We start from the raw sequence: 18,415 nt of genomic DNA on the forward strand, positions 1-18,415 counted from the left end.
TCTTCGCCAAGTGCGTTGCCAGGCTTTTTGTCGCGAGCCTTACCGGGCTCTTGGCCGGGCTCTTTGCTGGCGGCAGGCCTGGCGCTGATGACGTTAGTTTTGCTGGCGCTGGGCGGCCCAGCCCGCGCCCAGGTGGACCAGAACTACCTGGAACAGTGGCTAAAATCGAACTCCAATAATGCTCTTAGTGCCACCCAGCGCTCCCAGGCGGAATTCACTACGCCCGCGCATGTGTGGAATGTTTCGCGCTCTGACAATGGCTCTGTGCAGGTGGTGCGCAGCCCGGAGCAGTGGTACACGCTGGTGCGCCTGGGTGGTGAGCTCAAATTTGTGCTGCTGATAAACGCTACCGACGCTAAAACCACGGCTGTGCAGATAGCTGATGCGGCTTTGGCGAGTTCACTTGCGCACCTGGGCACGGGCCAATACCCGGTTTATGAAGCTCAAGATGCGGCCTGGTATCAGCTGGAGGACGGCCAGCTACGTCCGCTGGGAGCTAAAGCCAATAAATTGCAGCGCGGTTCAATCTCGGTTTCGGCCTATATTTCCATACGTGATGTTAGGCACTCTGGTTCACCCGCAGCATCTGCCGACGGAAACGGCTCTGCCTGGTCTAGCTGGGCGCTTTGGACCATGGTGGTGCTGGCTTGCCTGGGTTTAATTGGGCTGGCTGTCTTGGATAAACACACTAGTAAATACCGTGACGAGGATACTCAAGGCGGCTCTAGTAAACGTAAGGCGCGTCAGGCAGTGATTGAAACTCCGGCTAAGGGCAGGGCCCGCCCGCAGGTGTCGGTGCACTCAGCTACGGCAGTGCCGGCCTCACAAACGGCAGCTGCTATTGAGAAAACTAAAACCGAAAAGGAATAGGCTTAAGCCCGTGCGTATTGTCTCCATCGACTCCTCTTTAGCGTCCGCTTTGGCATTAATTGAGCTTAGCGACGGCGTCGCTACCACCGTGCGTCAGCAGGTGGGTACTGATGCGCGCCACCACGCCGAATCTTTGGCTCCCATGCTCTCTCAGGTATTGGCAGGCGAGACGGTAGACGCCATTGCGGTGGCTACCGGCCCGGCTCCCTTCACTGGTTTGCGTGCCGGCCTGGTGACGGCGCGAACTTTTGCGCGTGTACACGACCTGCCGCTGTGGGGGGTTAGCTCTTTGGATGCGCGTGCTCGGGCTGCTTTTGACCGCCTCGGTGAGGCTGGGCAGGGTAAGTGCCTGCTGGTTGCTAATGACGCGCGCCGCAAGGAAGTTTATGCCGCCCGCTATCAGGTTAAGGGGGCCGACGACGTCGAACGCCTAGGTCAGCTGCATGTGCTAAGCCCCGCAGCGGCTCTGGAGCTAGGCGAAGTTGACTATGTAACCGGCTCTGGCGTGGCTCTATACCCGCAGCAGCTGACCGGTCTTGAAGTTGACAGCCAAGACCCGATCCTAGAGCAGCTGGCGCGTATTGCCTGGTGCCGCCACCAGCAGGGGATTGAGCAGCCCACGGCGCCGCTATACCTGCGTCACGCCGACGTGCAGATGCCTAAGGCTCCCAAGCGAGTTATTTGATGCCCGTCTTGCACCTGCGCACCATGCGTAAAGCTGACCTGGGTTGGGTGGCTCAAGCTGAGCGCCAGCTTTTTTCGGCTGAAGCTTGGAGCCCCCAACTGCTGGCCAGTGAATTGGATGCGATGCACTCGCTTGACGACCGCATTTATGTGGTGGCCGAGGTTGACGCCACTATGGCTGGTTACGCCGGAGTGTGGCTGGGCGATAGCGCTGACGTGCTGACTATCGCCACTTTGCCCCACTTTCGCCGTAAGGGGGTGGGGCGGGCTTTACTTAAAGCTTTGCTTGCTGCCGCCGTCGATCGTGAGTGCGAAGCGGTGCTGCTGGAGGTGCGGGCCTCTAACGACGGCGCCATCGCCCTATACAAAGAAGCTGGGTTTAAAGCCATAGCTAAACGCCGCGCCTACTACACCCACCCGCGTGAGGACGCCATCGTGATGCGCAAAAGACTAGCCGCAGGTTTATTTAGTAAATAACGTGTGCCCTAATAAAGGCCTAGTGGTTTGGTTCTCAGTGGTCGCTGACACTTGTGCAAGCATTTGCATGACCCCCACTAAACCGCGTTATATCAGCGTAAATAGCTATACGCAGAAGGCGTATTAAACGCTTTCTGGGCCACTTAGGACTTAAGGCATGTTGGCGCTAGATAGCCTTGTGACGTGGCCAAATCAAATGTTTCTCCCAAGAGGCAGACTGCTGGACGTACGACCGTCGCGATGAAGCGGATCATGGCGTACAGCGGTCTGTTCTTCCTCTTCTTTGTTCTATTCCACGCCTACGGCAACCTCAAGTACTTTGAGGGTGAGGACGTCTACAACGGCTATGCCGCTCACCTGCGTACCATGTTCATGCCGATCCTGCCTCGTGAGGGTCTGCTATGGATTCTGCGTGCGCTTATGGTCGCCTGCCTCGTTGGGCACGCCGGCGCTGCTTTCCACCTGTGGCACCGCAACAACAAGGCTCGCGGTAACCAGAAGTACGCAGTTAAGAAGGCTCACGCAGAGTACGCAGCTTCGCGCTACGCAAACCGCACCATGCGTTGGGGCGGCGTGATCCTGCTCCTGTTCATTGTGTGGCACATCCTGCAGTTCACCACGCTGAACGCCACCCCTGGTGGTCACTACGTGCACGGTGACGCCTACAAGAACATGTACCTTGGCTTCCACGATGCCCCCTGGACCTACGCCATCTACTTCATCGCCCTGGCTGCGCTGGCGCTGCACGCTTGGCACGGTGTTTGGTCCGCTCTACAGACCCTGGGTGCTATCCGTGGTTCTGTAATTCCTGGCGTGCGCATCATCGCTACGCTGGTTGCCCTGGCCCTGTTCGTAGCCTTTATGGCCGTGCCTACCGCCATTCTGTTTGGTTGGGTAGACGCGCCTGCTGCTGGTTCGTGGACTGCACTGCACGGCGCAGTCGCTGGACACTGAGAGAGCGTGAAGATAAATGAGTAAAGTTATCGATGGCCTGTACCGGGTTGGCGAGGACATTGCCGACACCAAGGCCCCGCATGATGTTCCGATCGAAAAGCGTTGGGAACAGCGTAAATTCCTAGCCAAGCTAGTTAACCCGGCTAACCGCCGTAAGCTTGACGTGATTGTAGTAGGCTCCGGCCTGGCCGGTGGCGCTGCTGCTGCCTCCCTGGGCGAGCAGGGCTACAACGTCAAGGTGTTCTTCTACCAGGACTCTGCCCGTCGCGCCCACTCCATTGCGGCCCAGGGTGGTATCAACGCTGCTAAGAACTACCGCAACGACAACGACTCGGTTTACCGCCTGTTCTACGACACCGTAAAGGGTGGCGACTACCGCGCTCGTGAAGACAACGTTTACCGTCTGGCTGAGGTCAGCGCCAACATCATCGACCAGTGTGTGGCTCAGGGTGTGCCCTTCGCCCGCGAATACGGCGGTCTGCTAGACAACCGTTCCTTCGGTGGTGTGCAGGTATCGCGTACCTTCTATGCTCGTGGTCAGACCGGTCAGCAGCTGCTGATCGGTGCCTACCAGGCTCTAGAGCGCCAGGTGCGCGCCGGCACGGTTAAGGAGTTCCGCCGTCACGAGATGGTTGAACTGATCGTGGTTGACGGCAAGGCTCGCGGCATTGTCACCCGTGACATGATCAGCGGCGAGATCGAGACTCACCTGGCCGACGCCGTCGTGCTAGCCACCGGTGGTTACGGCAACGTATTCTTCCTGTCCACCAACGCTATGGGCTGCAACGGTACCGCGATCTGGCGTGCTCACCGCAAGGGCGCCTACTTCGCTAACCCCTGCTACACCCAGATTCACCCCACCTGCATTCCGCAGTCCGGTGACTTCCAGTCCAAGCTGACCCTGATGAGTGAGTCGCTACGTAACGACGGACGCATCTGGGTACCCAAGAAGGCTGAAGACTGCGAGAAGGACCCGCGTCAGATTCCTGAGGAAGACCGCGACTACTACCTCGAGCGTATCTACCCCGCCTTCGGTAACCTGGTGCCCCGTGACATCGCCTCACGTCAGGCCAAGAACATGTGTGACGAAGGCCGTGGCGTTGGACCTGCCATTAAGGAAACCGACCCCGATGGCAACGAGCGCACTATGCGTCGTGGCGTCTACCTGGACTTCTCCGAGGCTATCGGGCGTCTAGGCAAGGAAGCCGTTTCTGCTAAGTACGGCAACCTGTTCGAAATGTACGAGCGCATCACCGGTGACGACCCCTACGAAGTCCCGATGCGTATTTACCCCGCCGTCCACTACACCATGGGTGGCCTGTGGGTTGACTACGACCTAGAGTCCTCCATCCCGGGCCTGTTCGTGGCTGGTGAAGCTAACTTCTCCGACCACGGCGCTAACCGCCTGGGCGCCTCCGCCCTGATGCAGGGTCTGGCTGACGGCTACTTCGTTCTGCCCGACACCATCAACAACTACCTGGCTGACATGCTGCGTGAAGGCAAGGTAGACCCCAACGCTCCTGAGATTGCTCAGGCACGCAAGGATGTTGAGAACCGAATTGACCGTCTAATGGCTTTGGACGGTACCCGTTCGGTTGATGACTTCCACATGGCCCTGGGCCGCATTATGTGGGAGTACTGCGGTATGGAGCGTCGCGAAGACGGCCTGAAGAAGGCTGTAAAGCAGATTCGCGCGCTGAAGGAAGAGTTCTGGAAGGACGCCCGTATCACGGGTGAAAAGATGGAACTCAACCAGTCCCTAGAGAAGGCTGGACGCCTACTGGACTTCTTCGAGCTAGCTGAGCTGATGTGTATTGACGCTCTGCACCGGCGCGAATCCTGTGGTGGCCACTTCCGTGCAGAATCTCAGACCCCCGAGGGTGAGGCCCTGCGTCATGACGACGAGTTCCTCTACGTGGGCGCCTGGGAATGGACTGGTGAAAACCAGCCCCCGATCCTGCACAAGGAACCCCTTGTTTACAACGACATTGAACTGAAGCAGCGGAGCTACAAGTGAACATCAAGCTGAAGATCTGGCGTCAAAAGAACAAGGACACCGCCGGTCACTTTGAAGAGTACTCGCTAAGCGGCATCGAGGAGCACATGAGCTTCCTTGAAATGCTAGACGTGCTTAACGAGCGTCTATTCAAGGAGGGCAAGGAGCCGGTAGCCTTCGACTCTGACTGCCGTGAAGGTATTTGTGGCCAGTGTGGCCTGGTAATCAACGGTATGGCTCACGGCCCGATCCGTTCGACCACCTGCCAGCTACACATGCGTCACATCGCTGAGGACCCCTCGTTCTCTGACGGTGACACCATCACCATCGAGCCTTGGCGCGCAACCGGTTTCCCGGTACTTAAGGACCTGATCGTGGACCGTTCCGCCCTGGACCGTATCGTCCAGGCCGGTGGTTACATCTCGGTCAACACCGGTGCGGCCCCGGAGGCACACTCCGTGCCCGTCGAAAAGCCCAAGGCTGACCGTGCCTTCGAGGCTGCCGCCTGCATCGGTTGTGGTGCTTGCGTGGCTGCTTGCCCCAACGCCTCGGCCATGCTGTTCACTGCCGCTAAGATCACTCACCTGGGTCTACTGCCTCAGGGGCAGCCTGAGCGCTACATCCGCGTGATCAACATGCTCAACCAGCATGATGAGGAGGGCTTCGGTGGCTGCACCAACATTGGTGAATGCGCCGCTGTGTGCCCCAAGAGCGTGCCGATCGACGTGATCAGCCAGCTCAACCGCGACATGGGTAAGGCCCGCTTCAAGGGCGTGCACGTCCACTGAGTTTGGCTTAACGCCACTATTCGTCTCATTTGAGACGGCCACCGGTTCCCGGTACTACGTAAGTAGGCCGGGAACCGTTTTTGGTATTAGCGCCAGGGGACTAGACTAGAAGGGTGAGCGATCCTTTGGTTCTAGGTGTGGAATCCACCTGCGATGAGACCGGTGTAGCCCTGGTACGAGGCCGTGAGTTGCTGGGGGATGTAACCGCCACTTCCATGGATAAATATGCGCGTTATGGGGGCATCATCCCCGAAATTGCCTCGCGCGCGCATTTAGAGTCTTTTGTTCCTACCCTTAACGCGGCCTTAGATAAGGCGGGCGTTGATTTACGTGACGTCGACGCTATTGCCGTTAGTGCAGGTCCGGGCCTGATTGGCTCGCTAACTGTGGGTATTAGCGCGGCCAAGGCTCTAGCGGTGGCGCTAGATAAACCCATTTACGGGGTTAACCACGTAATTGGTCACCTGGCTGTGGACGAGCTAGTTGACGGCCCCTTCCCGCAACGTTTTGTGGGTTTGATCGTCTCCGGCGGTCACTCAAACATTCTGGCTATTAACAATATTGCTACCGATGTGCGTGAGCTGGGTGGCACTCTCGACGACGCCGCCGGGGAGGCCTTCGATAAGGTGGGGCGCCTGTTGGGGCTGCCTTACCCGGGTGGTCCGCATGTCGATAGGCTCAGCCAAACCGGTGACCCAACTAAGATCCGCTTCCCGCGTGGTCTGTCTGCTGCTAAAGACAAGGAACGTCACCGCTATGACTTCTCCTTCTCTGGCCTAAAGACTGCGGTGGCCCGCTATGTGGAGAGCCTGCGCGCTCAGGACCAGCCCATTCCGTCCGCCGATATTTGTGCTTCTTTCTCTGAAGCAGTTAATGACTCACTGACCGCCAAAGCAGTGCAGGCCTGTCTGGACACTGACTGCGACACCCTGGTAGTGGGCGGCGGTTTTTCCGCTAACTCGCATCTACGCGCCCTAGCCGCTGAGCGCTGCGCGGCCGCCGGTATCACCCTGCGCCTGCCTCCACTGCGTTACTGCACCGATAACGGGGCTCAGATCGCCGCCATGGGGAGCGCCCTAGTGCGGGCCGGGGTAGCGCCGTCGTCATTGGACTTTGCCCCCGACTCGGGCATGAGCCTGTCGCAAACCGTTATGCCATAGTGACTGCGTTGGCTTAGTGAGCGCGCTGGCCTAATTGCTGCGCTGACCGGGCGGTTGAAACCTTAAACGGGTTGCAGCCGCCCTTTTGTTTGCAGGCTGGCCCGATAGTACAAAACTAAACTAATTTCACTATAAGCCGGTGGCCTAGTCGCTAGAGAGGCCACCGGTGTGGCGCGTAGCATGTGTTTGTTACTTTCTAGCAAGGAATTTAATGAGCACAATATTCACGCTGCTGCGTAGTTTGCGCCGATATTGGGGTGCATCGATCCTCACGCCGCTATTTATTATCGGCGAAGTCATTTTTGAATGTTTAATTCCGCTGATCATGGTCAGTTTGGTGGATAAGCTGGACGGCCATAGCCTAGGCCCGGTAGTACACTTGGGACTGATTTTGGTGGCCTTGGCAACAGCTTCCCTGGCTTGCGGTATTCTTTCAGCGCGTTTTGCGGCCACAGCCGCCACCGGTCTGTCGCGAAATCTGCGTCAGGACATGTTCTTTAAGGTGCAGGAATTTTCCTTCGCCGACATCGACAAGTTCTCCACTTCCTCCCTGGTCACCCGTATGACCACGGACGTAACTAACGTCCAAAACGCCTTCGGAATGCTGATCCGTATCGCCGTGCGCGTGCCGCTGATGATTATTTTCTCGGTGGTTATGGCCTGGCGTATTAACTCGGATATGGCACTGATTTTCCTAATCATGGTGCCCTTCTTGGCGGCTATCCTGTTCGGGATTGTGCGGTATGTATTCCCGCTGTTTAGGCGCATCTTCAAAAAGTACGACGCGCTAAACAACTCAGTGCAGGAAAACATTGCGGCTATCCGCGTGGTTAAGTCTTTTGTCACTGAGGAGCACGAAACCAAGAAGTTCAACCGCGCCTCGCAGGATGTGCGTAAAGACTTCACCCACGCTGAAATCGTATTGGCTCTTAACGGCCCGGTGATGATGTTCTTCATCTTCGCCGCCATCATGCTGGTGGATTACCTGGGCGCCTCCATGATTGTCAGCTCCGGCGCAACCAGCCTAACTAAGGGTGGTTTAACCGCACTGATCACCTACGGTATTCAGATTCTGAGCCAAATGATGATGCTGGCTTTCATCTTCGTGATGACCACCATGGCTGCCGAGTCTGCTCACCGTATCGCTGAGGTGCTCAAGCACAAGCCCACCCTGACCTCGCCTAAGCGTGGGGTTAAGGAAGTTGCTGACGGTAGCGTCAGCTTTGAACACGTCTCCTTCCGTTACAGCGACGACGCCGAAGCTAACGCCCTCAGCGACATCAACCTAACCATTCCTTCCGGCTCCACCCTGGGAATCGTGGGTGGCACTGGTTCGTCTAAGACCTCCCTGATCCAGCTGATCTCGCGTCTATACGATGTCAACGATGGCGTAGTGCAGGTAGGGGGAGTGGACGTACGCGACTATGACCTAGAGACGCTACGCGACGCCGTCGCCGTCGTGCTGCAAAAAAACGTGCTGTTCTCTGGGACCATTGCCGAAAACCTACGCTGGGGTAACCCACAGGCCACCGATGAGCAGGTGATCCACGCCGCCAAACTGGCCCAAGCCGACGAGTTCGTGCGCCAGCTACCGGGAGGCTACGACTACAAGATTGAACGCGGGGGCACCAACGTTTCCGGTGGTCAAAAGCAGCGTCTGTGTATTGCGCGGGCGTTACTGAAGAAACCCAAGATTTTGATTTTGGATGACTCCACCTCCGCCGTCGACACCAAAACCGACGCCCTAATCAGGCGCGCTTTTGAAAGCGAAATCCCTGATACCACCACGATTATCATTGCTCAGCGTCTGTCCTCAGTTGAGCACGCTGACCAGATTGTGGTGCTAGATGATGGGCGCGTTAAGGAATGCGGCACGCACGAGGAGCTGATGGCTTTGGGCGGCGAATACCGCGAAATCTATGACTCCCAGAACTCTGCCAGTGTAAGCGAGGTGGCCTGATATGAGTGACCAGCAGGAACTAGAACCGGGCGCCAAGCAGATGGAACAGGAACTGGCTGAGCAGAGCCAATCACCTCGAGCCCAGGCCATTGCCAACCAGCCAGAGCGTGAAGCTAAGGCAGAGGACAAGGCAGCTGATAAAGAAGCTGGCGAGCCGAAACTGGAGTCAATCGACCACCCCTTTGGGCGGCTGCTGCGCTACGTATTTAAGTATTACCGGCTGCGCCTGGTAGTTTCGGCGTTCTGCATTGTGGTGGCGGCTATCGCCAGTGCAGTGGGCGCAATCTTCATGCAGCAAATCATCGATAACGTGGTTACCCCGGGCCTGGCAGCCGGCTCTATGGCGCCGGTGCAAGATAAACTAGTGCAGCTGGTGGGCCTGATGGGAGCCATTTTTGCGGCCGGTGTGCTAGCTGCCTACATCTCCACACGCATGATGGCTATCGTCACCCAGGGCACCTTAAAACACATGCGTGACGACATGTTTGCGCGTATGGAGACCCTGCCGCTGCGGTTCTTTGACACCCACCCGCACGGCGCCGTCATGTCTACCTACACCAACGACACTGACGCGATCCGTCAGCTCATTGGCCAGTCACTGCCAACCCTACTGCAGTGCGGGCTAACCATCGTGGTGCTGGTGCTAACCATGCTGTACTACTCAGTGTGGCTGGCCCTGGTGGTGTTCTTGATTGCTGGCCTGATGATGTTTATAACCCGCGACCTGGGCGGTAAATCCGCCAAGTTCATGGTTAAACAGCAGCGCTCACTGGCCGACGAAGAAGGCTTCATTGAAGAAATGATGGACGGCCAGAAGGTAGTCCAGGTCTTCAACCACGAGCAGGCCGCTAAAGAAGAATTCCTAAAGTACAACCGCGAACTGTTTGAAAACTCCCAGAAAGCTAACCGTTTCGGTAACGTACTAATGCCGGCCCTGGGCAATATCGGCAACATTATGTACGTGGTTATCGCCATTATTGGCGGCATCTTGATCTTGGAGGAACTACCTAACCTGACCCTGACCGGAATTAACGTGGTCAGCGTGGGCGTGGTGGTTTCCTTCCTGGGTATGGTGCGTAACCTGTCGCAAACCATTGGGCAGATGTCCATGCAGGTACCCATGATTGCCCTGGGTATGGCTGGGGCCGGGCGTGTGTTTGCGCTGATCGGCCAGGAACCTGAAGCTGACGAGGGCTATGTTGGGCTGGTCCGGGCCAAAGTGGATGCTGATGGCGAGGTAACCCCCACCCAGGAGCGCACCGGGCACTGGGCTTGGCGTCACCCCCACCAGGCTGAAGGCACGGTTACCTACACGCCGCTGCGCGGCGAAATCGTGATGGAGCACGTGGATTTCTCTTATGACGGTAAGAAAGAAATCCTCCACGACATCTCCCTGTGGGCTAAGCCGGGCCAAAAGATTGCTTTTGTGGGGGCTACCGGCGCCGGTAAAACCACTATCACCAACCTAATCAACCGTTTCTACGACATTGATGACGGCAAGATCCGCTATGACGGCATCAATATCAACAAAATTCACAAGTCTGACCTGCGCCGTTCACTAGGCGTGGTATTGCAGGACGTGAAGCTGTTTACCGGCACGGTGATGGACAACATTCGCTACGGGCGCCTGGACGCCACCGATGAGGAATGTATTGCGGCAGCCAAGCTGGCTAACGCAGACTCCTTTATCCGGCGTTTACCGCAGGGATACGACACCATGCTGACCGGTAATGCCGCTAACCTGTCTCAAGGCCAGGCGCAGCTGATCTCTATTGCCCGTGCGGCAGTGGCTGATCCGCCCGCCATGATCTTGGATGAGGCCACCAGCTCCATTGACACCCGCACTGAAGCTTTAGTGCAGGCCGGTATGGATAACCTGATGAAAGGCCGTACCGTATTCGTAATTGCGCACCGCCTGTCCACCGTGCGTAACTCTGACGCGATTATGGTGCTAGACCACGGGCGCATTATTGAACGCGGTAGCCACGATGAATTGCTGGCTAAACGCGGGGTCTACTACCAGCTTTACACCGGTGCTTTTGAACTGGAGTAAACGCTAAAACTAGTGTGGGGGCGCGACCTTTTGGCCGCGCCCCCACACTATGTTTAGCAGCTGCTATTTCAAATAGATGCTAGTAGCTACCTGGCTACTTCGAGCAGATTACTTCCAGTCAGCGGGAATCGGGTAACCGTCACGCTTCCAGCCCTCGGCACCGAAAGGCCACATGGCGCTGGTCCAGTAGTAGCTCTTGCCAGCCGGCAGGGACGGGTCATTCTGGGTGAAGTAGTAGGTCCACACACGCGGGATACCGGTAATGGTGGATACGCCGTTCTTGATAGTACGAGTCTCAGAGTGAGAGTCGATGTACTGAGCTACGGCTACGTTGTCTGCTTCCTGAGTGCCACCGATGGTGCCCTTAGCGTTGAAGTAGAAGTTACCACGGTAAACGCTGCGGTAAGGCACGAAGTTCTCGGGGTGCTCAAAGCCCATGGCGCGGATCTTTTCGTAAGCGTCAGCCACAACATCAGCCGGCAGAGAGTTAACGTTTACTGCGGTGGGCAGCGGCCAGCCGTTGGTGGTGCTGATGCGCTGGGTTACGGCAGCCTTGTTCTCGTTACCGGCCCAGTCGTACCAAGCCCTGTCCTGGTAGTAGGTGTTCCTACCGGCCAGGCCAGAGTGCTCGATGGTGTCGAACTTTACGATGTAGTTCTTGTGGATCCAGTCGATGCTGGCCACCTCAGTGACGTAAGCGGGCTTACCCAGAGCGTTGGTCTGACGACGCGGGCCGGGGTTGTCAGCGGCGTTACCGGTGAGGGTGGTGGTTTCGGTGGGGTAGATCTTACCGTTGGGGTTTTGCCACTTAGCGTTGGCGATGCGGAAACCGTAGTCGTTCTTGTTGCCTGAGTCGCGGTTGCCGTACTGCAGGCTGTTGCCGATCAGGAAGGAGTAGCTGCGCGGGTTGTCAGCGTACTGGTGGCCCTGGGTGGAGGCGTAGGTGTTGTTCCACCACAGCTTGGGCTCAACTACACGGGAGGTGGTGGCGGCACTAGCCTGCGCGCCGATTACGAGCACGGGGGCGCTCCAAGCTGCCCCCTTAAGGGTTGCGCGGCGAGAAATATCGCTCATGATGTTTACCTTCGACAGATTCGAGTTGGGGATAGTTTTGAGGCTAACTATCTCTAAGGGGGAGCGTCAACGGCATAAGGAATATAAATAACCAAAATCACTGCAATTAGCACGAAATTGTATATTTAACTCAATTCACGGTTTAAAACCCTGAATTGAGAGCTACGCAACTTACATGCGATGCGAGATGTTCAATTACTTATATCGGGTGTGCGTATGCTGATCGCTAGGTAAAGACCTTAACCAGACAACCTGAAATTTAACTGAGAATAACCTGGAAGTGTTGACTCGGTTTGATTACACAGCTGCTTATGAATATAAGCCCAGACATTTAAGTCAATTTGTTGGCTCAACCAATAAAGCGATAGCTTTGCCTCGCCCCTTATTGCCCTGACGAGTTAATACTATTGTCGCTTGTTTACTACCTTGTAGGTGCAAACGCTTGCGTAAAGCCTCTGGTTCGACGTCGATCCCGCGCTTGTGAATCTCTAGTGCGCCAATGTCAGCTCGCTTAGCCCAGGCCTTTAAAGCTGAAGGTTTAGTAGGTAAAACCTGTACAATCTTCCAAGCCCTCACAAACGGCACTAAATCGTTAGGTAATGCACAATTACCTGTTAAATAAGCTAATTGTGGGGCTATTGGGGCAGCTGTTAATTGTTCGGCAATTTTAGCCACTAAGCCTGCGCGAATTACCGCCCCATCAGGTTCAAATAGATAGTCACCCAGTTCAGACGCAGCTTTAAGCTGAGTCGGGGTGGTGGAGGGATCACTTTCCGTATCCAGCAGGCGATGGGCGCCGTCGTCGTCAATAACTAAAGCGCTACGACCGCTACCTTCCAGTGCCAAGTCTCCACACCAAATACCAGCCTCAATAACCGCGCCGTGATCACTAATCCACTGCACGTGAGCGTCACTAGGTAAAGCCGCATAATCAATACCTGGAGCCACCTTAATGCCCAGGTTAGGTACCTGCTGGCGCCAAGAAAGCACCGTGCTTAGCGCCGGCGACCAAGCCTCAGGGTCACTAATGCGCCGCCCATTAGCGCGCCGGGCCGGATCGGCAAAAATTGCGTCCACTCCCAGCTGGGCTAAATCTAACTTAGTGGCGTCGGCATTAATTACCTGCACCTGCTCGTAGGGCATCAGGTTTACTGTGGCCAGGGCGGCGGTAGCCTCATCCAGCTCGACGGCGCTGACCTGCAAGCCCAGCTCAGCCAGGGCCAGGGTGTCAGAGCCAATTCCGCAACCCATGTCGGCCACATGCCTAGCACCGGCCTTAACGAAGCGCTGTGCGTGTAGCGCGGCCACCTGCAGCCGACTAGCCTGCTCCACGCCGTCGGGAGTAAACAGCATGCGCTGGGCGTAGGGGCCAAACTTGGCCTGGGCCTTGTCTCGCAAACGCTGCTGAGTTAGGGCGGCCGCAATCAGCTCGGGAGAGTAGCCCTGCTTGCGCAGTGCCACGGCCACTTTCAATGCCTGATCAGGCTGGTAATCGGGAAGGTTGGCTAGGAGCTGCCAGCCTTCAGGGGTCAACAGCGGTGCGAAGGTGGTAGCGTCCATGCCTAGATAATGCCATAGGTGGCTCGCGCAAACTCCACCGTAACGCCACCGTAACTCCACCGTGGGCGAAAGTTCAGACAGATTTTGGCACTCGCGTTGACTGAGTGCTAACGGCGTCGTAAGTTATTAACCGTTAAGGCATGTTCCACATGCCCTCCGGCTTGCTGTGCCGCTGACCCCCGCGACGGCAGAGGTATGGCAGCTGCGGGGCATACTATGCGTAAAGGAGGAGTCGTTATGTCCGTCTCCATCAAGCCGCTCGAGGACCGCGTGGTCATCCAGACCGTCGAGGCCGAGCAGACCACCTCTTTCGGTCTTGTCCTGCCCGACACTGCCAAGGAAAAGCCCCAGGAGGGCAAGGTTGTGGCAGTAGGCCCCGGCCGCATTGACGACAATGGCAAGCGCGTTCCGGTGGACGTCGCTGAGGGCGACCTGGTCATCTACTCCAAGTACGGCGGCACTGAGGTCAAGTACGACGGCGAAGAGTACCTAATCCTCTCCGCTCGCGACATCCTAGCTGTGGTTACCAAGTAACCTTCCCAGCTTGTGCGGCCCGTCCCGGTAGGGGCGGGCCTTTTTGTTTGCGTGGAAGCTATTAGCGCACGTCAAACGCAACTGCCCGTGCAGGCATTAAAACTTGAGCTGACAGGTAAAAGCGCTGGCGGGGCGTCCGTGAGACCGGAGGGTGGGTGCCCGCAAAGCCAAAGGGGCAGATGCCGAGAAACCGGAGGGCAGGCGTCCGCTAAACCAAGGGGTAGGCGCCCGCAAAACCGGAGGATAAAAACCGCAGCTTTATAAGGTGCAAAAAGCCACCTTTGTGAGACCTTGGAACCTTAACCTCAAAGGCATAACCTTAGAAAGGTGAACGAGTCCATCACCAATAGCGACATTTTTGCCCCCACTGGTCTAACCTATGACGACGTCCTCCTACTGCCTAGGCTGACCGACGTCGTTCCCTCCGAAGTGGACACTACCGCTCGGTTGACACGTAACATTTCTCTACACATTCCGCTAATTTCAGCGGCTATGGACACCGTAACTGAAGCCGATATGGCCATTGCCATGGCTCGTCAGGGTGGTATTGGTATTTTGCACCGCAACCTATCCATTGAGGATCAGGCCCAGCAGGTGCGACGCGTAAAGCGTAGTGAATCAGGTATGGTTTCGGATCCGGTAACTGTTGGCCCGGATGCCACCATCGCCGAACTAGACAAGCTATGCGGTCAGTACAAGGTTTCGGGCCTGCCTGTTGTAGGTGCTCAGGGGCGCCTGCTAGGTATCATCACCAACCGCGACCTGCGTTTTGTCCCCGCCGAGCGCTGGGAAGAACTAAGCGTTTCTGACTGTATGACCCCGCGTGAAAAGCTAATCACCGGTTATGTAGGTATCTCTCGCGAAGAAGCCAAGACCCTGCTGGCTGACAACCGCATTGAAAAGCTGCCGATTGTTGACGACGATGACCGCCTAACTGGTCTGATCACCGTCAAGGACTTCGTTAAGACTGAACAGTACCCCCACGCCACCAAGGATGCTTCCGGGCGTCTGATGGTGGGTGCCGCCCTGGGTTACTGGGGTGACACTTGGGAGCGCGCCGTGGCGCTGGCTGACGCCGGTGTGGACGTGCTGGTGGTTGACACTGCTAATGGTGGCGCCAAGCTGGCTTGCGACATGATCACCCGCCTCAAGAACGACCCGCAGTTCCACGGTATCGACGTTATCGGCGGTAACGTGGCTACCGCTGAGGGCGCTCAGGCTCTTATCGACGCTGGTGCGGACGCGGTTAAGGTGGGTGTGGGCCCGGGCTCTATCTGCACCACCCGCGTTGTGGCCGGCGTGGGTGTGCCGCAGGTAACCGCCGTATATGAGGCTGCTAAGGCCTGTAAGGCTGCTGGTGTGCCGCTAATTGCCGACGGCGGTCTGCAGTATTCTGGCGACATTGCGAAGGCCATTGTGGCTGGTGCTGACACCGTGATGGTTGGCTCGCTGCTAGCTGGCTGCACCGAGTCCCCTGGTGACCTGGTGTTCGTTAACGGTAAGCAGTGGAAGCGCTACCGTGGCATGGGCTCGCTGGGTGCCATGAGCTCGCGTGGTCGCAAGTCCTACTCTAAGGACCGCTACTTCCAGGCTGATGTTAGCGGCGACGACAAGATTGTCCCCGAAGGCATTGAGGGCCAGGTGCCCTTCTCCGGTTCACTAGCCTCTGTGGTTTACCAGCTGATCGGTGGCCTGCACCAGTCCATGTTCTACCTGGGTGCCCGCACTATTGATGAGGTTAAGGCTAACGGCCAGTTTGTGCGCATCACCTCTGCTGGTCTGAAGGAAAGCCACCCGCACGACGTGCAGATGGTAGTTGAGGCCCCTAACTACTCCGGCCGCCAGTAACTCCAGCAAGTACAGACAAATACAGACATATACAGGCAAAATCGTCCGTTCCCTATAAAAATTCCATGGGGTTTTATAGGGAACGGACGATTTGTCAGTATTTGCGAGTGCCAACCGCCTGGCGAAGTCAAAGACTTATACAAACTTATACAGATACTTAGGCAGAACGTGACCCTGCCTAGCGAATGATCTGAATCCAGACTTGGCCGAGTTTTAGGACTGGTATAGCTTAAGGACAGGTCTAGCTTTGGGATGGGTCTAGCTTAGGGACTTGTCTAGCTTCAAACCTGGATGGGCTTTAAGCCTTGTCTGGTTATGGACATTACCTAGCTGCTATGTCTAGACATATTTCAGCGCACTTGAACCATCACTTCCTCTGTGTGGTGATGCTGTGCTGAACCAAGTCAGTGGTGGGCTCGCCTCGAAATCACTTCCCCATACGGTATGCTGCCGTGAGCTTCTCTTATGAATCAGCAACTAAGACTTATGGTGTGGTGCCGTAGGAGTCAGCGTTTCATCATGTCCTATAACACTCCGTGATCGTCAGAGTCTCCCCAAATTGTTGAAGACGGAGATATAGCCAACGCAGGAATCAATAAACAAATCAGAGGATTAGCGTTCACGGTTGGTGGCGCCTATTACAATCCACTGTGTTCCGTTATATTCAAGTTTCACGGCTGCCCAGCGCGCTTGTTTCTCTCCATGTTCAATTCTGCCATCACCGTTATACTGTGTTACGGCTTCGCGTTCAAAATCTACTTGTATTACTATCCCATCTTTAAAATCATATCTACGAAAAGCTTTAATAAATGTAATTGCGACTGGGCTGCTCCATCCTCCTTTGTTGTGTACTTCTTGTGCTTTTTCTACAGGCTTAGTAGCTGTGTCAGTATTACCTGGACACAATTCTTTGTACTCATTAGTGCTGCCGGATACGTAAATGTAGTAGTTCAGTTGCACCCAATATTTAGCTGTTGCGATCGCACCATCGTCATTGTTGACGGTGATTAGTTCAGGTTTGGGTGGTGGTGGTGTGGCCAGGGCCTGCTTTTTGGCCTCCGCTAGCTCTGGCGTCATGATGAGTGTTGGGCTAGCAGTCGCTGTAGGCGTGCCAGTTACAGTAGGCGTACCAGTCGCTGTAGGTGCGTCGCTAGCCTCGCTGCCGGCTTTTGGCGTGGCTGTAGCTGCTTTGGTGTGTGTGCTGACGACGGCGGCCTTAGTGCTGCCAGTACTTGAAGAGCTTTGCCCTTGATTGTCACTACACCCACTCAATCCCGAGCAGGCCAGCAGAGTTAAAGCCAATGCCACCTGTAGGTGCCGTTTAGTTGGTGGTTTCTTCATTGTGTTTCCCCCATGATTTATCTAATTGCTAGTGGTAATAAATCATTGCCGAAAATTTGAAGTAGTGCCTAAGAATCTCTTATGGTGTAATGCCGTAGGAATCAGCAATGTAGAGATTGAACGGGTTGGATGTTTTGGTGGTGGTGACTGTGCCGTTGACTTGGTGCCATTGGGTTTGTTCGGCGATACGCCACCGGGTCGTCCAAGAAGTACGTAACCTATGCACTTATAACAAAAGAATTTCCGCTTGCATCGGCATCGCCATCAGAGACTAACTCTGCAGGAGTTGATAGGATGAGAGTAGGAATTAATGGATAAATTGATTGTTTAACGTTCACGATTAACCGCCTCTTTAACTATCCATTGTGTTCCATTGTATTCGAGTTTTACGCCCGCCCAGCGTGATTGCTTTGGATTATTTTTAATTTTTCCGTCGCCACCATAGCTAGTGTAAGCTTCGCGTTCAAAATCCACTTGTATAACTACATCGTCTTTGAAATCAGTCCTGCGAAATGCATCAGTAAATTTCACAGTAACTGGATTACTCCAGCCACCTCTAGCGTGATTTTCGGTTGCGTATTTTACTGGTGTGATAGCTGTGGACTCATCACCGTTACATAGTGCTTTGTATTCATCTACTTTTCCGGTGGTGTAGATGTAGTAGTGCAGTTGCACCCAGTATTTGGCTGTGGCTATGGCACCGTCATCATTGTTGACAGTGATTAGTTCTGGTTTGGGTGGTGGCGGCGTGGCTAGTGCCTGCTTCTTAGCCTCCACCAGTTCTGGGGTCATGATGAGTGTTGGGCTAGCAGTCGCCGAGGGCGTGCCACTTGCGGTAGACGTGCCAGTATCCTTAGCTTTGCCGCTGCTCTTGGGCGTGGCGGTGGCTTTCGTGTTGTGCGTACTGGCGACGGCGGCCTTACCGCTGCCAGCATTTGCAGCGCCTTGCTCTTGGCCTCCGCTACACCCGGCTAGGCATGAACAGGCCAGCAGGGTTAAGGCCAATGCTGCTTGAAGCTGGCGTTTATATGCTGGTGTCTTCATTGTGTTTCCCTCATGATTCATCTACGTTGATTCATCTAATTACGAGTGGCATAAGCCGTTGCTGAAAAAATT

The 18,415-nt window shown here is 55.7% G+C and carries 15 protein-coding genes; 11 read left to right on the plus strand and 4 right to left on the minus strand.

Going from position 1 to position 18,415, the window contains the following annotated elements; genetic code table 11:
- Positions 1-87 precede the first annotated feature (87 nt).
- The 9 genes from HMPREF0045_RS08025 (at position 88) to HMPREF0045_RS08065 (ending at position 10,942) form a co-directional block, all read left to right on the plus strand.
- Positions 88-870, plus strand: coding sequence for a hypothetical protein (locus tag HMPREF0045_RS08025; protein WP_005987304.1), 783 nt, complete (start codon positions 88-90; stop codon positions 868-870).
- Between the two features lie 10 nt (positions 871-880).
- The gene (gene tsaB / locus HMPREF0045_RS08030; RefSeq protein WP_005987307.1) at positions 881-1,555 is read left to right on the plus strand and encodes a tRNA (adenosine(37)-N6)-threonylcarbamoyltransferase complex dimerization subunit type 1 TsaB; all 675 of its coding nucleotides are present in this window, start codon (positions 881-883) and stop codon (positions 1,553-1,555) included.
- Entirely contained in the window at positions 1,555-2,031 is a 477-nt protein-coding gene (gene rimI, locus HMPREF0045_RS08035; protein WP_005987309.1) for a ribosomal protein S18-alanine N-acetyltransferase, read from the plus strand. The genes tsaB and rimI overlap by 1 nt, the downstream gene beginning before the upstream one ends.
- Before the next feature lie 240 nt (positions 2,032-2,271).
- On the plus strand, positions 2,272-2,985 hold the full coding sequence (locus HMPREF0045_RS08040) for a succinate dehydrogenase cytochrome b subunit (protein WP_196793424.1): 714 nt from the start codon (positions 2,272-2,274) through the stop codon (positions 2,983-2,985).
- 16 nt (positions 2,986-3,001) lie between these two features.
- Positions 3,002-5,002, plus strand: a complete 2,001-nt coding sequence (locus HMPREF0045_RS08045) for a fumarate reductase/succinate dehydrogenase flavoprotein subunit (protein ID WP_005987313.1) — start codon at positions 3,002-3,004, stop codon at positions 5,000-5,002.
- The gene (locus HMPREF0045_RS08050; RefSeq protein WP_005987315.1) at positions 4,999-5,769 is read left to right on the plus strand and encodes a succinate dehydrogenase/fumarate reductase iron-sulfur subunit; all 771 of its coding nucleotides are present in this window, start codon (positions 4,999-5,001) and stop codon (positions 5,767-5,769) included. The genes HMPREF0045_RS08045 and HMPREF0045_RS08050 overlap by 4 nt, the downstream gene beginning before the upstream one ends.
- 113 nt (positions 5,770-5,882) lie before the next feature.
- On the plus strand, positions 5,883-6,929 hold the full coding sequence (gene tsaD / locus HMPREF0045_RS08055) for a tRNA (adenosine(37)-N6)-threonylcarbamoyltransferase complex transferase subunit TsaD (RefSeq protein WP_040316251.1): 1,047 nt from the start codon (positions 5,883-5,885) through the stop codon (positions 6,927-6,929).
- A gap of 211 nt (positions 6,930-7,140) precedes the next feature.
- Positions 7,141-8,889 carry an ABC transporter ATP-binding protein gene (locus HMPREF0045_RS08060; protein WP_005987319.1) on the plus strand — a complete coding sequence of 583 codons (1,749 nt, stop codon included), beginning with the start codon at positions 7,141-7,143 and terminating at the stop codon, positions 8,887-8,889.
- 1 nt (position 8,890) lies between these two features.
- Positions 8,891-10,942 (plus strand): ABC transporter ATP-binding protein, encoded by a 2,052-nt coding sequence (locus tag HMPREF0045_RS08065; protein ID WP_005987321.1) that lies wholly within the window; start codon positions 8,891-8,893, stop codon positions 10,940-10,942.
- Positions 10,943-11,050: 108 nt separating this feature from the next.
- Here HMPREF0045_RS08065 and HMPREF0045_RS08070 read toward each other — a convergent pair whose 3' ends face one another.
- Positions 11,051-12,016, minus strand: a complete 966-nt coding sequence (locus tag HMPREF0045_RS08070; RefSeq protein ID WP_005987323.1) for a hypothetical protein — start codon at positions 12,014-12,016, stop codon at positions 11,051-11,053.
- A gap of 336 nt (positions 12,017-12,352) precedes the next feature.
- Positions 12,353-13,576, minus strand: a complete 1,224-nt coding sequence (locus tag HMPREF0045_RS08075; protein WP_005987326.1) for a class I SAM-dependent methyltransferase — start codon at positions 13,574-13,576, stop codon at positions 12,353-12,355.
- 237 nt (positions 13,577-13,813) lie between these two features.
- Between HMPREF0045_RS08075 and groES the strand changes: the two genes are divergently transcribed.
- Both groES and guaB read left to right on the plus strand, forming a co-directional pair.
- The gene (groES, locus tag HMPREF0045_RS08080) at positions 13,814-14,110 is read left to right on the plus strand and encodes a co-chaperone GroES (protein ID WP_005987329.1); all 297 of its coding nucleotides are present in this window, start codon (positions 13,814-13,816) and stop codon (positions 14,108-14,110) included.
- A 327-nt stretch (positions 14,111-14,437) separates the two neighbouring features.
- Positions 14,438-15,958, plus strand: a complete 1,521-nt coding sequence (guaB, locus tag HMPREF0045_RS08085; RefSeq protein ID WP_005987331.1) for an IMP dehydrogenase — start codon at positions 14,438-14,440, stop codon at positions 15,956-15,958.
- A 612-nt stretch (positions 15,959-16,570) separates the two neighbouring features.
- On the opposite strand, the gene HMPREF0045_RS10230 is transcribed toward guaB, so the two are convergent.
- Both HMPREF0045_RS10230 and HMPREF0045_RS08095 read right to left on the minus strand, forming a co-directional pair.
- A complete protein-coding gene (locus HMPREF0045_RS10230; RefSeq protein ID WP_005987332.1) occupies positions 16,571-17,299 on the minus strand; it encodes a DUF6318 family protein in 729 nt (242 codons plus the stop codon).
- A 327-nt stretch (positions 17,300-17,626) separates the two neighbouring features.
- Positions 17,627-18,343, minus strand: coding sequence for a DUF6318 family protein (locus HMPREF0045_RS08095; RefSeq protein WP_005987334.1), 717 nt, complete (start codon positions 18,341-18,343; stop codon positions 17,627-17,629).
- Positions 18,344-18,415: the final 72 nt, after the last annotated feature.

The organism is Actinomyces graevenitzii C83, from assembly GCF_000239695.1.
Classification (GTDB): domain Bacteria; phylum Actinomycetota; class Actinomycetes; order Actinomycetales; family Actinomycetaceae; genus Actinomyces; species Actinomyces graevenitzii.

Coding starts and splice junctions, on each gene's coding strand:
- HMPREF0045_RS08025 (WP_005987304.1), top strand. CDS start 88: ATGACGTTAGTTTTGCTGGCGCTGGGCGGCCCAGCCCGCGCCCAGGTG.
- rimI (WP_005987309.1), top strand. CDS start 1,555: ATGCCCGTCTTGCACCTGCGCACCATGCGTAAAGCTGACCTGGGTTGG.
- HMPREF0045_RS08040 (WP_196793424.1), top strand. CDS start 2,272: ATGAAGCGGATCATGGCGTACAGCGGTCTGTTCTTCCTCTTCTTTGTT.
- HMPREF0045_RS08045 (WP_005987313.1), top strand. CDS start 3,002: ATGAGTAAAGTTATCGATGGCCTGTACCGGGTTGGCGAGGACATTGCC.
- HMPREF0045_RS08060 (WP_005987319.1), top strand. CDS start 7,141: ATGAGCACAATATTCACGCTGCTGCGTAGTTTGCGCCGATATTGGGGT.
- HMPREF0045_RS08065 (WP_005987321.1), top strand. CDS start 8,891: ATGAGTGACCAGCAGGAACTAGAACCGGGCGCCAAGCAGATGGAACAG.
- HMPREF0045_RS08070 (WP_005987323.1), bottom strand. CDS start 12,016: ATGAGCGATATTTCTCGCCGCGCAACCCTTAAGGGGGCAGCTTGGAGC.
- HMPREF0045_RS08075 (WP_005987326.1), bottom strand. CDS start 13,576: ATGGACGCTACCACCTTCGCACCGCTGTTGACCCCTGAAGGCTGGCAG.
- groES (WP_005987329.1), top strand. CDS start 13,814: ATGTCCGTCTCCATCAAGCCGCTCGAGGACCGCGTGGTCATCCAGACC.
- HMPREF0045_RS10230 (WP_005987332.1), bottom strand. CDS start 17,299: ATGAAGAAACCACCAACTAAACGGCACCTACAGGTGGCATTGGCTTTA.
- HMPREF0045_RS08095 (WP_005987334.1), bottom strand. CDS start 18,343: ATGAAGACACCAGCATATAAACGCCAGCTTCAAGCAGCATTGGCCTTA.